This window comes from Kribbella lupini (assembly GCF_039529595.1).
GTDB lineage: Bacteria > Actinomycetota > Actinomycetes > Propionibacteriales > Kribbellaceae > Kribbella > Kribbella lupini.
Window position 1 is genome coordinate 1,662,660 of record NZ_BAAANC010000001.1, and the last position, 14,726, is coordinate 1,677,385.

Consider the following 14,726-nt stretch of genomic DNA (forward strand, 5'->3'; position numbering starts at 1 on the left):
CCGATATGGCTGACAACGCTGCCCGTACGCCGTTGATGGCGGGCAACTGGAAGATGAACGTCAACCACGTCGAGGCCGTGCACCTGCTGCAGAAGCTGAGCTGGACGCTGCAGGACAAGAAGCACGACTTCGAGCGGGTCGAGGTGGCGGTGCTGCCGCCGTTCACCGACATCCGCAGCGTGCAGACGCTCGTCGACGGTGACCGGATGAAGATCGTGTACGGCGCGCAGGACGTGTCGCAGCACGACGAGGGCGCCTACACCGGCGAGATCTCGGCCGCGATGCTGACCAAGCTGGGCTGCACCTACGTGCTGGCCGGGCACTCCGAGCGCCGCCAGTACCACGGCGAGGACGACGCGCTCGTCAACGCCAAGACGCGCAAGGCGCTGGCCGCCGGGCTGACCCCGATCGTCTGCGTCGGCGAGGGGTTGGAGATCCGCAAGGCCGACGGTCACGTCGCGCACTGCGTCGAGCAGATCGACGGCGCGCTCGACGGGCTGAAGGCCGACGAGGTGCGCAAGCTCGTCATCGCCTACGAGCCGGTCTGGGCGATCGGCACCGGCGAGGTGGCCACCCCCGAAGACGCGCAGGAGGTCTGCGGGGAGATCCGGTCGCGGCTGGAGAGCGCCTTCTCACCCGCCGTGGCCGACTCGGTGCGGATTCTGTACGGGGGGTCGGTGAAGATGAGCAGCGCAGGTGGCATCATGGCCCAGCCGGACATCGACGGCTGCCTGGTCGGGGGTGCGAGCCTCAAGGTGGACGAGTTCGCCGGTATCTGCCGTTACCTGGACCTTCAGTTAGGCTACTCCTCGTGATTCTCGCTTTTCAGATCGTTGTCGTCATCTGCAGCCTGATCCTGACGCTGCTCGTGCTGCTGCACAAAGGCCGCGGTGGTGGCCTTTCCGACCTGTTCGGTGGTGGGGTGTCGTCCAGCCTGGGCGGCTCGTCGGTCGCCGAGCGGAACCTCGACCGGATCACGATCGGTGTCGGTCTGATCTGGTTCGCGGCCATCGTCGCTCTCGGCCTGCTGTACAAGCTCGGCTGAGAGGCGTAGCCGTGGCTGGCAGTGGTGGTGCGATTCGTGGCAGCAGGGTCGGAGCGGGCCCGATGGGCGAGGCGGAGCGCGGCGAGTCCGCGCCCCGGCAGCGCATCGTGTTCTTCTGCGCCAACGGTCACGAGACCGCGACGGTGTTCGCGGTCGAGGCGGCCATCCCGGAGGCGTGGGACTGTCCGCGGTGCGGTCTGCCGACCAGCACCGACGTGAACAACCCGCCCCCGCCCCCGAAGATCGAGCCGTACAAGACGCACCTGGCGTACGTGAAGGAACGGCGCAGCGAGCAGGAGGCCGCCCAGATCCTCGAAGAGGCCCTGGAGCGTCTGCGCGCCCGCCGGTCCAAGGGCGAGATCATCTTCTAGCCGGTCCGTCGAACACCCGGGCAGTCCTCACCGGACCGCCCGGGTGTTCGCGTTGCCGCCGGAATCCACCGGTCCGCACGCCTGCTCAGCGCCGTGCGGCGTACCTGGCGAAGAGCTGGTTCAGTTCTCCCTGCGGGATCTGGTCCTCGGCGAAGCTCATCGTGCCGTGGGTCCGCAGTTCCTCGGCGGCTCGGCGTACGAAGCCCAGCGCCGCCCGCGCGATGCTCCCGCCGAGACTGATCCGGGTCACTCCTGCGGCGGTCACGTCGGCCACCGTCAGTGCCGAGCTGCCCAGTCCCATCACCACGTTCAGCGGCCCGTCGATCTCCCGCACCAGCGTGCGGAGCTGATCCAGGTCGTTGACGCCTGGCACGTACAGGCAGTCCGCGCCCGCCTCGCGGAAGAGGTTCGCCCGGCGGATCGAGTCCGCCAGGGGAGTGGGCTCCTCGAGCAGTTGGCCGTCCGTGCGAGCCGTCAGCACGAAGTCCGGCCCGGCCGCCTCCCGCGCGGCGACGATGCGCTCGACCGACAGCTCCTCGGCGTACAGCGCGCGGCCGTCGTAGTCCTCGATGTTGCCGCCGGCCAGACCGGCGTCCCGGGCCTGCCGGATCGTCTTGGCGACGGCCTCCGGCGGTGCGCCGTACCCGTCCTCCAGATCGCCGTTCACCGGGACGCCGACCGCGTCGGTGATCTGCTGGATCCGCTCGAACATCACGTCGACCGGCACCGACGGCGCGCCGTCGGGCAGCGTGTGGTCGCCCGCGCCGAGCGAGAACGCGATGCCCGCGCTCGTGGTCGCCAGGGCCGCGAAGCCGGCCTCGGCCAGCACGATCGCGCTCCCGGCGTCCCATGCGTTCGGCATCACGAAGGACGCCTTGTGCAGTTCAGCGAACTCAGTCATTCCACGATCTTCCCGCACCATCGGTTCGGCCTCTGCCGAAGCAGGTGTCCACAGTATGGATGTAATAGTGGCTACAAGACGGCTCTGCTTGTAACTTTCGGTACCTCACCTGTGCAGTACCGAAGGAGGCCCTCGTGGCGATCGTGGTCGAGGCGGCGTACGCCTACCCCCAGCTTTGGCGGATCCTGACCAAGTCCTGTTACTTCCTCAGTACCGGTCTGGCCGGCGGCAGCGTCCTGTTCCACAGCTTCGTCCTGCGGCCGGTGCTCGACCGGACCGACAGCGAGTCCGACCGGCGCGTGCTGAGAAACCGGTCGGCCGTGCTGCTGGCCGTCGCCGGGACCGCGCTGCTGCTCGCGACGTACCCGCAGTTCGCCGGCAAGGTCACCCGGGCGACCAAGGGCATGGACTTCTCCGAGGGCCTGCAGCCCGCGGCGATCTGGGAGTACCTGCAGACCGCGGCCCCCAAGAACGCGTGGTGGTTCTCCGGCGTCACAGCCGGTCTGCAGGCGCTGATCTACAGCCTCGGCGCACTGCTGCTGATGAGCCTGTTCCTGCGGCCGGTACGACGGCACGTCGACAAGATCGCCGGGATCGGCGTGGTCGTGCTCATGGTCGCCGCGGTGTTCCTGATGGTTCCGAGCCGTCCCGCCGACCTCGAGGCGGCGTACTTCGCCACGCATCTGGTCACCACGATCCACCCGTACGCCGGAGGCTTCTGGATCGGCTCGCTGCTGGTGCTGTCGGGACTGGCGCTCAGCCGCAAGCAGCTGGGTCGGGACAGCGGCGGCCTGATCTGGGCGTCGGTGTGGCAGCGGTTCAGCATCATGGCGCAGGTCTGCGTGACGCTGCTGCTGGTGTCGGGCCTGCTCGAGGCGTGGATGGCGGTCGGGTCGGTGTCGGTCGGCGACATCCTGTCCACGACGTACGGCAAGTACCTGCTGCTGAAGGTGCTGCTGGTGTTCTCGATCCTCGGGCTCGGCGCGTTCAACGAGACCGTCCTGCTGCCGAAGATCGCCCGGGTGCGGGCGGCCGGTGATCGGCGCGGCCTGTTCCACCTGGTGCTCGGGCACTTCCCCAAGGTGGTGCTGATCGAGTCGGTGCTCGGCCTCGGCGTACTGGCGGTGATGCCGTTCCTGAACGGCTCGTCGCGTGAGGAGGTCGGACTCGAGGCGGACCCGCCGCCGACCGGCGGCGTCGCGCTGGCGATGGTGCTGCTGTTCGTCGCGCTGGTGGTCTCGTTCGTGGCTCGCTACCAGATCCAGAAGGCGATCGAGGCCCGCGCCGAAGGCCGGGCTGTTCCCCGCGAAACCGACGCCGAGCCGGCCGAGGTCGGCAGCTAGACAGCAGACGACGCCGACCAGAGTCTCCTGGTCGGCGTCGCTGTCGGTCGGTGCTTCAGTGGATCTTCGAGGCAGCAGCGTTGTCGAGCAGCCACAAGGTCCGCTCGGTGCCCTTCGGGGTCGAGGCCGGGACGTCGCCGCCCGCCAGCGCGGTCTGTACGGCGTCCGCCTTGTCCTCGCCGGCCACCACGAACCAGACCTCCGCCGCCTTGGCCAGCGCCGGGAACGTCAATGAGACGCGCGTCGGCGGGGGCTTGGGGGAGTCGTGCACGGCCACGGCCGACGTGTCGTCGACCGCCAGCTGCGGGAAGCCGGGGAACAGCGAAGCCACGTGCCCGTCCGGTCCGACGCCGAGCATCAGGAGATCGAACGCCGGAACGGCCTTCAGCTCCTCCGCGTACGCCGCAGCAGCCGCTTCCGCGCCCTGGCCGGTGTCCGCGGCCATCTCGTGGACCTTGGCGCGGTCCACGTCGACCTTGGACAGCAACGCGTCCCAGGCCTGAGTGGCGTTGCGCTCGGCGTCGCCCTCGGGCAGGAAGCGCTCGTCGCCCCACCAGAACTCGACACGACCCCAGTCGATCGCCGTCCGGGCGGGGGACTCGGCCACCGCCCGGTAGACCGCGGACGCCACCCGACCACCGGTCAGTACGACGTGCGCCACCCGGCCGCCGCTCTGCGCGTCGATCAGCCGCGTGACGAACCGAGCGGCCACCGCGGCCGCCAGCGCGTCAGCATCCGGCGCGACCAGCACGTTCGACCCCTGCTCGCGGGAGGCCGTTCCTCCCGCGTTGCCGTCTGCACTCATGAGCGACCGGCCACCCGCTTGCCGGTGGACTTCTTGGCCGCGGCCTTCTTGGTGGTCGCCTGCTTGGCCGCGGTCTTCTTCGCGGCCGGTGCGGCGGTCTTCTTCCGCGCCGACTTCGCTGCTGCACTCGTCTTCTTGGCCGCAGCGGTCTTCTTGGCGGCGGCGGTCTTCTTCACCGCTGCCTTCGACGGCGCGTCCTTCTGCGCGTCGGCCGCGTGAGCCTCCAGCGCCGACGAGGCCGCCTTGCCGTCCACGCCGGACGTCCGGACCGCGGCCTTCTCCGCCGCGGACTGTGCCGAACGCCGGTCGATCGCGCTGACCTTCTTCGCCTCGGCCGGCATCTTCTCCCGCTCGACCATGCACGCCAGGGTCTGCGCGTACACGTCGTCGGGGTCGAGCCGTCGCAGCTCCTCGCTCAGCAGCTCGGACGGCGTACGACGCTTCAACGCCACCGGCCGGTCAGGCTGACCGGGAACGCTGAACGTCGCGATCGACCCGTCGGGCCGGCTCAGCTCGATCGGACCAGCCGGCGTGAACATCCGTACGGCGGTCAGGCCCGGCCCGCGCGACGTCTTCTGCTCCACGGCGACACCGAGCTTGCACTGCAGCCACGCGGCCATCAGGTCGGCGCTCGGGTTGCCCTTCGCCGACACGACCTCCGCGCCCGTGACGTGCGCCGGGTACTGGTCCAGGGCGGCCGCCATCAGCGCGCGCCACGGCGTCAGCCGTGCCCACGCGAAGTCGGTGTCGCCCGGCCGGTAGCCCTCGGCGCGGGCGGTGAAGTCCACCGAGGCCCGTCGCGTCGCCGCGGCGTCGGTGACCCGGCGCCGGCCGAGCTTGCCCAGCGGGTCGGTGGCGGGCACCTTCGGCCCACCGCCCGGCCACCAGACGATGACGGGGGAGTCCGGCAGCAGCAGCGGGGTGACGACCGACTCGGGCACCTTCGCGAGCTCGCCGTGCAGCCGCAGCAGCACCGCCTCGCCCGGAACGCCCTCGCCGACGCGGACCTCCGCGTCCAGCCCGCCCTCGCCGCGGCCCGGGCGCAGGATCGCCACCAGGACCCGGGACGGGTGCTCGCGGCCGGCCTCGTTCGCGGCCTTCATCGCGTCGTGGTGGGACGCCTCGTCGACGACCACCACGATGGTGCCAACCATGCCCATGGCCGGCGAGCCCGCGTTGCGGCGAGCCCGCAGCAGCGCCGACGCGATCTCGCTCGACGTCGTACCGGTCAGGTCGATGATCATGGCCGCCTCCAGGCGCGTCCGTCGCGGGCGAGCATCTCGTGGGCGGAGTCGGGGCCCCAGCCACCGGAGTCGTACTGCTCCGGCTGACCGTGCTCGGCCCAGAAGTTGATCACCGGGTCGAGGATCTTCCAGCCCAGCTCGACCTCGGTGTGCTGCGGGAACAGCGGCGGGTCACCGAGCAGCACGTCGAGGATCAGCCGCTCGTAGGCCTCCGGGGAGGACTCGGTGAACGACCCGCCGTAGGCGAAGTCCATGTTCACGTCGCGGATCTCCATCATCGTGCCCGGCACCTTCGCGCCGAAGCGCATCGTGATGCCCTCGTCCGGCTGGATCCGCATCACCAGGGCGTTCTGCCCCAGCTCCTCGGTCTCGGTCGCCGTGAACGGCAGGTGCGGGGCGCGCTTGAACATCACCGCGACCTCGGTCACCCGGCGGCCCAGCCGCTTGCCGGTGCGCAGGTAGAACGGGACGCCGGCCCAGCGGCGAGTGTCCACGTCGACGCGCATCGCCGCGAAGGTCTCGGTCGCGGAGGACTTCGGGATACCGTCCTCCTGCAGGTAGCCCTTGACCTTGGTGCCACCAGCCCAGCCGGCGGCGTACTGGCCTCGGGCGGTGTGCAGGTCGAGGCGTTCGGGCAGCTTGACCGCCGCGAGCACCTTCTTCTTCTCCTGCCGCAGCGACCAGGCGTCGAAGCTGACCGGCTCCTCCATCGCGACCAGCGCGAGCAGCTGGAGCAGGTGGTTTTGGATCACGTCGCGGGCCGCGCCGATGCCGTCGTAGTACCCGGCCCGGCCGCCGATGCCGATGTCCTCGGCCATCGTGATCTGCACGTGGTCGACGTAGTGGCTGTTCCAGACCGGCTCGAACATGGCGTTGGCGAACCGCAGCGCCAGCATGTTCTGGACGGTCTCCTTGCCCAGGTAGTGGTCGATCCGGAAGACCGCCTCGGGCGGGAAGACCGACTCGACCACGTGGTTGAGCTCACGGGCGCTCTGCAGGTCGTGGCCGAACGGCTTCTCGATCACGACCCGCCGCCAGGACCCGGGGGTCTCGTCGGCGAGGCCGTGCTGCTTGAGCTTCTCCACCACCTGCGGGAACAGGCCCGGCGGGATCGACAGGTAGAACGCGTGGTTGCCGCCGGTACCGCGGTTGACGTCCAGCTCGTCCACGGTCTCCCGCAGCCGCTTGAACGCCTCGTCGTCGGTGAGGTCGCCCGGGACGAACCGGAACCCCTCGGCCAGCTGCTGCCAGACCTCCTCGCGGAACGGCGTCCGCGCGTGCTCCTTGACGGAGTCGTGCACGATCTGCGCGAAGTCCTGGTTGGTGAAGTCACGCCGCGCGAACCCGACCAGGGCGAAGCCCGGGGGCAGCAGCCCGCGGTTGGCCAGGTCGTAGATGGCCGGCATCAGCTTCTTGCGGGCCAGGTCGCCCGTGACACCGAAGATCACCAGGCTGGAAGGCCCGGCGATCCGGGGGAGCCGCCGGTCCTGGGGATCCCGCAGGGGGTTCACCGGGCCGGTCGGCTCTTCTTCGAGTTCAGCGGTCATTTGCCGCTTGCCTCCGACTTGTCGTGTGCGTCGAGTAGGGAGATGAGCTGCTGTACGCCGGCCTGCGGGTCGGTCAGGTGCAGCCGCAGCACCGGCCGGCCGCGCTCGGCCAGGACGCCGGCGTCACCCGCGGCCTGCGCCGAGATCAGCGTGCCGAAGCTGAACGGCCGGTCCGGGATCTCCACGTCGGTGGACTCCGAGGTGGTGATCTGCAGGAACACGCCCTGCGGGTGGCCGCCCTTGTGGTACTGGCCGGTCGAGTGCAGGAACCGCGGGCCCCAGCCGAAGGTCACCGGGCGGCCGGTCTTCTCCGCGAGCGCGGGCCGGATCGCCATCAGGTTCTCGTCGCGCTCGGAGTCGAGGTAGGCCATGACGGCCAGGTACCCGTCGTCGGCGAGCTGGCCGAGCAGCGCGTCGAGCGCGCCCTTGGCGGTGTCGACACCGTCGAGCAGACCGTCGGTCCCGCGAACCTCCACGGCACCGTCGGTGAACGCGGCCGGCTCCGGCTCGGGCTGCGCGTCGAGCAGACCGCGTGCGGCCTTCTTGGCGCTCTCCACGTCCGGCTGGTCGAACGGGTTGATCCCCAGCAGGTACCCGGCCGCGGCGGTCGCGGTCTCCCAGAGCAGCATCTGCGCGCCGAGGGAGCCGGTCGTGACGACGGTCGGCGTACCGGACGCGACCGAGGCCGAGCTGGTGTCCGCCGCGAGCAGCGCGTGCACCAGGTCGCCCGCGCCGCTGTGCAGCTCGGGCGCCTTCAGGCTCTGGACGGCGACCGGCAGGACGCCGGTGCCGTTCTTCCCGGTGCTCTCGGCGATCAGCTGCTCGGCCCAGTCCGGGAAGCCGACGATCGACGAGCCACCGGCGGCGATGATCGCCTTGTCCCGGCCCGGGCTGCCGGCCAGTACGGCGGCCAGCACGAGTGCGGGGTTGTCCGGGCTGTCGGCCTGCAGGGCCGGGGCCGCCTCGGCGGCCTGGTCCAGCAGTTCCGCGACGTCGGCGCCGGCCAGGGCCGACGGCACCAGGCCGAAGGCGGTCAGCGCGCTGTAGCGGCCGCCGACGTGCGGGTCGGCCAGGAAGGTCTTGCGGTAACCCTCGTCGGCCGCGAGCTTCTCGAACGGCGAGCCCGGGTCGGTGACGACGACGATCCGCGAGGCGGCGTCGATGCCGGCGTCGGTGAACGCCTTGACGAAGGCCCGGCGCTGGCTGTCGGTCTCGACCGTGCCGCCGGACTTGCTGGAGACGACCAGCACCGTGCGCTGCAGGTCGCCGGCCAGGGCCCGGGCGATCACGCTCGGGTTGGTCGAGTCGAGCACGACCAGGTCGACGCCGGCCGTCCGGGTGATCACCTCGGGCGCGAGCGACGAGCCGCCCATGCCGGCCAGGACGATCCGGTCCAGGCCCTCGGCCCGCAGGTCGGCCTGCAGCGCCTCGATCTCGGCCAGCAACGGCCGGGACGAGTCGTACAGGTCGACCCAGCTGAGCCGGATCGCGGACTCGGACTCGGCCTCCGGACCCCAGACCGTGGAGTCCTTCGCGGCGATCCGGGAAGCGATCTTCTCGCTGACCAGCCGGTCGACGACGGCCTGCCAGCCCTCGCCGTACGCGGTCGCGGTGGTCTTCTCGCTCACTTGGCCGCCGCCTTCAGCGCCGCGGTGACGGTGTCCTGCAGCTCCGACCAGGAGGCGTCGAACTTGCTGACGCCCTCGTCCTCGAGCACCTGGACGACCTCGTCGTAGGAGATGCCGAGCTTCTCCAGGTCCGCGATCACCTGGCGGGACGCGTCGTAGGTGCCGTGCACCGTGTCGCCGGTGATCTCGCCCTCGGCGGCCACCGCGTCGATCGTTGCCTGAGGCATCGTGTTGACCACGCCCTGGACGACCAGCTCCTCGACGTACATGGTGCTCTTGTACGCCGGGTCCTTGACGCCGGTCGAGGCCCACAGCGGACGCTGCGGCTTGGCGCCGGCGGTCTCGATCTCGCGCCAGCGGTCCGAGGCGAAGATCTCCTCGTACGCCTCGAAGGCGAGCCGCGCGTTGGCGATCGCGGCCTTGCCCTTCAGGGCCTTCGCCTCGTCGGTGCCGATGGCGTCGAGGCGCTTGTCCACCTCGGTGTCGACCCGGCTGACGAAGAACGAGGCGACGCTGGCCAGCTTGGTCACGTCGTGCCCGTTGTCGAGCGCCTTCTCCAGGCCGGTCAGGAACGCGTCGGCGACGGCCTTGTACCGCTCCAGGGAGAAGATCAGCGTCACGTTCACGCTGATCCCGGCGGCCAGCGTCTCGGCGATCGCCGGGATGCCTTCCTTGGTGGCCGGGATCTTCACGAAGACGTTCTCGCGGCCGACGGTCTCCCACAGCTCCTTGGCCTGGGCGATCGTCTTGGCGGTGTCGCGGGCCAGCCCGGGCTCGACCTCGATCGAGACCCGGCCGTCGACACCGTCGGTGTCGTCGTACACGGGCTTGAAGAGGTCGGCCGCGTTCCGGACGTCGTCGGTGGTGATCACCCGGATCGCCTGGTCGGTCGACACGCCCTCGGCGGCCAGCCGCTCGACCTGCTCGGCGTAGGCGTTCTTGTCCGAGATCGCCTTGGCGAAGATCGTCGGGTTGGTGGTCACCCCGCTGACGTGCTGGTCGTGGATCAGGGTGGCCAGGCTGCCGCTGGTCAGTCGCTGACGGGAGAGATCGTCGAGCCAGATCGAGACGCCGGCGTCGGCGAGGTCTTTCAAACGGTCGTTCATTGTCCGAAGCCTCCGATGTTCTTGGTTGTCAGTTGGCGGCGTAGGTGTCCGCCGGACCGACCGGTCCGGCCGCGGCACGTCCTGCCGGTACACCGCTGCCACCGAGCTCGGCTGCCGCGGCAATGCTGTCCTTCGCGGCCTGTACGACGGCGTCGGCGGTGATGCCGAACTCCGAGTACAGCCGCTTGTAGTCGGCCGAAGCGCCGTAGTGCTCCAGGCTGACGCTGCGCCCGGCGTCGCCGACGATGTCGCGCCAGCCGAGCTTGATGCCGGCCTCGACCGAGACCCGCGCCTTGACCGCGGGCGGGATGACCGAGTCGCGGTAGGCGTCGTCCTGCTCGTCGAACCACTCGCGGGAGACCAGCGAGACGACCCGGGCCTTGATGCCCTCGGCGGCCAGCGTCTCGCGGGCCTCGACGGCCAGCTGCAGCTCGGAGCCGGTGCCGATCAGGACCACGTCGGGCGTGCCGTCGGTGTCGAGCAGCGTGTACCCGCCCTTGTGCACGTTCTCGGTGGTGGCGTAGCCGTCGGTCCCGCGCGGGAAGGTCGGCACGTTCTGCCGGGTCAGCACCAGGCCGGCCGGGCGGTCGGTGTGCTCGAGGATCGTCGCCCACGCGGCGGCGGTCTCGTTCGCGTCGGCCGGGCGAACCACATCGAGGCCCGGGATCGCGCGCAGCGCGGCCAGGTGCTCGACCGGCTGGTGGGTCGGGCCGTCCTCGCCGAGGCCGATCGAGTCGTGCGTCCACACGTAGGTGACCGGCAGCTTCATCAGCGCGGCCAGCCGGACGGCCGGGCGCATGTAGTCGCTGAAGACCAGGAACGTGCCGCCGTACGGGCGGGTCCCGCCGTGCAGGGCGATGCCGTTCAGCACCGAGCCCATGCCGTGCTCGCGGATGCCGAAGTGCAGCACCCGGCCGTACTCGTTGCCCGGGAACGCCTTGGTGGCGTGCTCGGACGGGACGAACGACGGCTGGTTCTTGGGGGTGGTGTTGTTCGAGCCGGCCAGGTCGGCCGATCCGCCCCAGAGCTCGGGCAGGACCGCCGTGAGCTTGGTCAGCACCTCACCGGACGCGGCCCGGGTGGCGACACCCTTGGCGTCGGCGTCCCAGGTCGGCAGCTCGTCCTTCCAGCCCGGCGTCAGCTCGTGCTTGTCGAGCCGGTCCAGCAGCTCGGCCCGCTCGGGGGACGCTTCGCGCCACGCCTCGAACTTCCCGGTCCACTCCTCCTGCAGCGCCTTGCCGCGCTCGACCGCCTGGCGCGTGTGCGCGATCACGTCGTCGGCGACCTGGAACGACTGCTCCGGGTCGAAGCCCAGGATCTCCTTGGTCGCGGCGACCTCCGCGGCACCGGCGGCCGAGCCGTGGATCTTGCCGGTGTTCTGCGCGTTCGGAGCCGGCCAGCCGATGATGGTGTGCAGGCGGATGAAGGTCGGCTTGTCGGTGACGGCGCGACCGGCCTCGATCGCGTCGTACAGGGCCTGGACGTTCTCCTCGTACCCGGTGCCGCCCTGGGTCCAGTCGACGTCGTGCACGTCCCAGCCGTACGCCGCGTAGCGGGCGGCGACGTCCTCGGAGAACGCGATGTTGGTGTCGTCCTCGATGGAGATCTTGTTCGCGTCGTAGATCACCGTCAGGTTGCCGAGCTTCTGGTGCCCGGCCAGCGACGAGGCCTCGGAGGAAACGCCCTCCTCCAGGTCGCCGTCCGAGGCGATCACGTAGATCTGGTGGTCGAACAGGCTCTCGCCCTTGGCCGTGTCGGGGTCGAGCAGGCCGCGCTCGCGGCGGGCCGCCATCGCCATGCCGACCGCGTTGCCGACGCCCTGGCCCAGCGGGCCGGTGGTCGTCTCGACGCCGGGGGTGTGGCTGTACTCCGGGTGGCCGGGAGTCGCGCTGCCCCAGGTCCGCAGCGACTTCAGGTCGTCCAGCTCGAGGCCGAAACCGGCCAGGTACAGCTGGATGTAGAGGGTCAGGCTGGAGTGCCCGGCCGACAGGACGAAACGGTCCCGGCCGGCCCAGTGCGGGTCGGTGGGGTTGTGCCGCATCACCTTCTGGAACAGCAGGTACGCGGCCGGTGCGAGGCTCATCGCCGTTCCGGGGTGGCCGTTGCCGACCTTCTCCACGGCGTCCAGCGCGAGGACCCGCACGGTGTCGACCGCGCGTCGGTCGACATCGGTCCATTCAAGCTTGCTGCTGGTCTTCTCCGTCACGCCGGCGGCGCTCCTCTCGATGGCACGTTTTCTGGGGCACAGTTCTGGGGCACAGATGGTCGCTGCGAGCCTACTCGCCAGCCTCCTGATCACCCTTCATCCCTGGCAACCCGGATGTCGTAACTGTTGTTCCCAAGTCTGTAACCAGTGTCGGTGTCTGTTAACTCACCAGCACCCGCCAGTTGACTGCGGCAGGGGGTGGTTCGGTACCTCCTACGGGCCGTCGTAGACTCTGTGAACGTCAGCGCTGGTCCCCAGCGTCAACCCCAATAGTTCGAGGTGTTCGTGACGGCCGTCGACCCGCGTCCAGCCGCGACGACGTCGTACCCGGCGCCGCGACCGACCGAACCGGCTCCCCACGAGGTGGCCGGCCCGTCGGTACGCGACGTGATCAAGGCGTACGTCGGTCTGACCAAGCCGCGCATCATCGAGCTCCTGCTGGTCACGACGATCCCGGTGATGTTCCTGGCCGCCGGGGGAGTCCCCGGGCTCGGTGTCGTGGCCGCCACCCTGGTCGGCGGCATCCTGGCCTCCGGCAGCGCGAACACGATCAACTGCGTGCTCGACCGCGACATCGACGAGCAGATGCGCCGGACGCGCCGCCGCCCGCTGCCGAGGCACGCGGTCAGCCCGCGCTCGGCGATGGTGTTCGGGATCGCGCTCGGCGTGCTGGCCACGCTGGAGCTCGGCTTCTTCGTCAACTGGCTGTCGTCGGTGCTGGCACTGGTGGCGAACCTGTTCTACGTGTTCGTCTACACGATGGTGCTCAAGCGCCGGACCGTGCAGAACATCGTCTGGGGCGGGATCGCCGGCTGCTTCCCGACCCTGATCGGCTGGACCGCGGTCACCAACGACCTGGCCTGGACGCCGCTGGTGCTGTTCGGCGTGGTGTTCCTCTGGACGCCGCCGCACACCTGGGCGCTGGCGATGCGGTACCGCGAGGACTACGCCTCGGTCGACGTCCCGATGCTGCCGGTGGTCGCGACCCCGGTCGCCACCGCGCGGCAGATCCTCGTCTACAGCATCCTGATGGTGATCACCTCGCTGGCGCTGTGGCCGGTCGCGGACACCGGTTTCGTCTACCCGCTGGCGGCGGTCGTGCTCGGCGTGGTCTTCCTGCGGGAGGCGTTCGCGCTGCTGGCGCGGGCCCACACCGGCGCCGACGGCGCCGCGCTGCGGCCGATGCGGCTGTTCCACTTCTCCAACATCTACCTGGCGCTGCTGTTCATCGCGGCCGCGATCGACCCCCTGCTGCACTGATCCACTGGTTGCTGTCGGCACCCGTTCGGAAGCGCAGAGTCCTCCCGTTGACCTGCCCGCTCCGCAGTGCTGCCATGGGGTGGTCTGTGGAGCCGAACTCCACCCTGGGGAGGCAGGACACTAGGGGGAACTAGTGGGGGTTACCAAGGCACGTCTGGCCGCTGTTTCAGCGGCCGTGCTGGTCGGATCGGTTCTGGTGGCCGCTCCGGCCGAAGCACACGGAGGGGGCAGTCTCAAGCCGGTCGTCACCGGCGTGAACTCGCCGCGCGGCGTGGCGACGTTCTGGTCGAAGATCATCTACTCGACCGGCGACGGCTCGGTCTGGGAGGCCTGGTCCAGCGGCAAGAAGATCCGCAAGCTCGGTACGGTGCCCGGCGGTTTCGCACCCGCCATCGACACCGACGTCTGGGGCAGGACGTACGCGCTGACCGGGGCCGGAGGTGAGCCGGGAGCGCCGCTCACGCCCGGGGCCGCGACGCTGTACAGGATGCGGCCGGGGCACGCGCCGCTGAAGATCGCGGACATCGGCAAGTACCAGATGAAGGACCCGGACCCGTACAACCAGGCCGACAGCCCGACCGAGTCGAACCCGTTCGGCGTGGCCGCGCTGCGGGACGGCACGGTGCTGGTCAGCGACGCCGCGAACAACGACCTGCTCCGGGTCTGGCCGAACGGGCACATCAAGACCGTGGCCCGGCTGAAGCCACGGATGGTCAAGGTCCCGACGGGCTATCCGCCGCCGCCGGCCTTCCCACCCGCCGGTACGCCGATCAACAGCGAGGCCGTCGCCACGTCGGTCACGGTCGGCTCGGACGGTTACTGGTACGTCGGCGAGCTGCGCGGGTTCCCGGCCACGCCGGGCACGTCGCAGATCTGGCGGATCAAGCCGGGCTCGGTGGGCGCGGTCTGTGATCCGTACAAGCCGCACAAGGGCAACTGCCAGCGCTGGGCCGACGGCTACACGTCGATCGTCGACCTGGCCGGTGGTCCGCGCGGTGCGATCGCCGTCGTCCAGCTGGCCCGCGACAGCTGGCTCAGGTGGGAGGTCAGTGGCCAGCCGACCGCTGTCGGATCACTGATCGTCCAGTGGCCCAACAGGTGGCACAAGGGTGGTCCGCGCAAGGAGGTGGCCCGCGGTCAGTTGCAGCTGCCCGGTGGCGCCGCGTGGAGCAGATGGGGGCACCTGTACGTCTCGGCGCCCGTCTTCGGTCCAGGAGCGATCTACCGCGTGAGGTAGCACTCCCCGAAACAGCCCGGGGCGTCCGGTCGT

General features: G+C 70.2%; 13 protein-coding genes. 6 read left to right on the forward strand and 7 right to left on the reverse strand.

All coding sequences use genetic code 11. The features are described 5' to 3' along the window. Positions 1 to 5: 5 nt before the first annotated feature. From tpiA to ABD235_RS07615, 3 genes are read left to right on the forward strand one after another with little or no spacing between them, the layout of a single operon-like run. Complete coding sequence (gene tpiA / locus ABD235_RS07605; protein ID WP_344171391.1) at positions 6 to 815, forward strand: triose-phosphate isomerase; 810 nt, start codon at positions 6 to 8, stop codon at positions 813 to 815. After that, the gene (secG, locus tag ABD235_RS07610) at positions 812 to 1,045 is read left to right on the forward strand and encodes a preprotein translocase subunit SecG (RefSeq protein WP_077013974.1); all 234 of its coding nucleotides are present in this window, start codon (positions 812 to 814) and stop codon (positions 1,043 to 1,045) included. Before tpiA ends, secG begins: the two co-directional genes overlap by 4 nt. An 11-nt stretch (positions 1,046 to 1,056) precedes the next feature. Then, positions 1,057 to 1,416 (forward strand): RNA polymerase-binding protein RbpA, encoded by a 360-nt coding sequence (locus ABD235_RS07615; protein WP_344171396.1) that lies wholly within the window; start codon positions 1,057 to 1,059, stop codon positions 1,414 to 1,416. Positions 1,417 to 1,501: 85 nt separating this feature from the next. On the opposite strand, the gene ABD235_RS07620 is transcribed toward ABD235_RS07615, so the two are convergent. Next, complete coding sequence (locus ABD235_RS07620) at positions 1,502 to 2,317, reverse strand: isocitrate lyase/PEP mutase family protein (RefSeq protein ID WP_344171398.1); 816 nt, start codon at positions 2,315 to 2,317, stop codon at positions 1,502 to 1,504. Positions 2,318 to 2,451: 134 nt separating this feature from the next. Between ABD235_RS07620 and ABD235_RS07625 the strand changes: the two genes are divergently transcribed. Continuing rightward, positions 2,452 to 3,660, forward strand: coding sequence for a CopD family protein (locus ABD235_RS07625; protein ID WP_344171400.1), 1,209 nt, complete (start codon positions 2,452 to 2,454; stop codon positions 3,658 to 3,660). 55 nt (positions 3,661 to 3,715) lie between these two features. On the opposite strand, the gene pgl is transcribed toward ABD235_RS07625, so the two are convergent. The 6 genes from pgl to tkt are packed head-to-tail and all read right to left on the reverse strand — an operon-like array spanning position 3,716 to position 12,196. After that, positions 3,716 to 4,465, reverse strand: a complete 750-nt coding sequence (pgl, locus tag ABD235_RS07630) for a 6-phosphogluconolactonase (protein ID WP_344171402.1) — start codon at positions 4,463 to 4,465, stop codon at positions 3,716 to 3,718. After that, positions 4,462 to 5,709, reverse strand: coding sequence for a glucose-6-phosphate dehydrogenase assembly protein OpcA (locus ABD235_RS07635; protein ID WP_344171404.1), 1,248 nt, complete (start codon positions 5,707 to 5,709; stop codon positions 4,462 to 4,464). Before ABD235_RS07635 ends, pgl begins: the two co-directional genes overlap by 4 nt. Beyond that, the gene (gene zwf / locus ABD235_RS07640) at positions 5,706 to 7,256 is read right to left on the reverse strand and encodes a glucose-6-phosphate dehydrogenase (RefSeq protein WP_344171406.1); all 1,551 of its coding nucleotides are present in this window, start codon (positions 7,254 to 7,256) and stop codon (positions 5,706 to 5,708) included. The genes ABD235_RS07635 and zwf overlap by 4 nt, the downstream gene beginning before the upstream one ends. Beyond that, positions 7,253 to 8,884 (reverse strand): glucose-6-phosphate isomerase, encoded by a 1,632-nt coding sequence (locus ABD235_RS07645; RefSeq protein ID WP_344171408.1) that lies wholly within the window; start codon positions 8,882 to 8,884, stop codon positions 7,253 to 7,255. Before ABD235_RS07645 ends, zwf begins: the two co-directional genes overlap by 4 nt. Then, positions 8,881 to 9,990 (reverse strand): transaldolase, encoded by a 1,110-nt coding sequence (gene tal / locus ABD235_RS07650; RefSeq protein ID WP_344171410.1) that lies wholly within the window; start codon positions 9,988 to 9,990, stop codon positions 8,881 to 8,883. The genes ABD235_RS07645 and tal overlap by 4 nt, the downstream gene beginning before the upstream one ends. 28 nt (positions 9,991 to 10,018) lie before the next feature. Then, complete coding sequence (gene tkt, locus ABD235_RS07655) at positions 10,019 to 12,196, reverse strand: transketolase (protein ID WP_344171412.1); 2,178 nt, start codon at positions 12,194 to 12,196, stop codon at positions 10,019 to 10,021. A 285-nt stretch (positions 12,197 to 12,481) separates the two neighbouring features. Here tkt and ABD235_RS07660 point away from each other — a divergent pair, with 285 nt between their 5' ends. Both ABD235_RS07660 and ABD235_RS07665 read left to right on the forward strand, forming a co-directional pair. Next, positions 12,482 to 13,456: a heme o synthase gene (locus tag ABD235_RS07660; protein WP_425553093.1), complete on the forward strand. Its 975-nt coding sequence runs from the start codon at positions 12,482 to 12,484 to the stop codon at positions 13,454 to 13,456. 253 nt (positions 13,457 to 13,709) lie between these two features. Beyond that, positions 13,710 to 14,693, forward strand: a complete 984-nt coding sequence (locus ABD235_RS07665; RefSeq protein ID WP_344171416.1) for a ScyD/ScyE family protein — start codon at positions 13,710 to 13,712, stop codon at positions 14,691 to 14,693. Positions 14,694 to 14,726 lie beyond the last annotated feature (33 nt).

Excerpts from the sequence above, each read along its gene's own strand:
- zwf (WP_344171406.1), bottom strand. The coding sequence starts at position 7,256 with ATGACCGCTGAACTCGAAGAAGAGCCGACCGGCCCGGTGAACCCCCTG.
- ABD235_RS07635 (WP_344171404.1), bottom strand. The coding sequence starts at position 5,709 with ATGATCATCGACCTGACCGGTACGACGTCGAGCGAGATCGCGTCGGCG.
- tal (WP_344171410.1), bottom strand. The coding sequence starts at position 9,990 with ATGAACGACCGTTTGAAAGACCTCGCCGACGCCGGCGTCTCGATCTGG.
- pgl (WP_344171402.1), bottom strand. The coding sequence starts at position 4,465 with ATGAGTGCAGACGGCAACGCGGGAGGAACGGCCTCCCGCGAGCAGGGG.
- ABD235_RS07620 (WP_344171398.1), bottom strand. The coding sequence starts at position 2,317 with ATGACTGAGTTCGCTGAACTGCACAAGGCGTCCTTCGTGATGCCGAAC.
- tpiA (WP_344171391.1), top strand. The coding sequence starts at position 6 with ATGGCTGACAACGCTGCCCGTACGCCGTTGATGGCGGGCAACTGGAAG.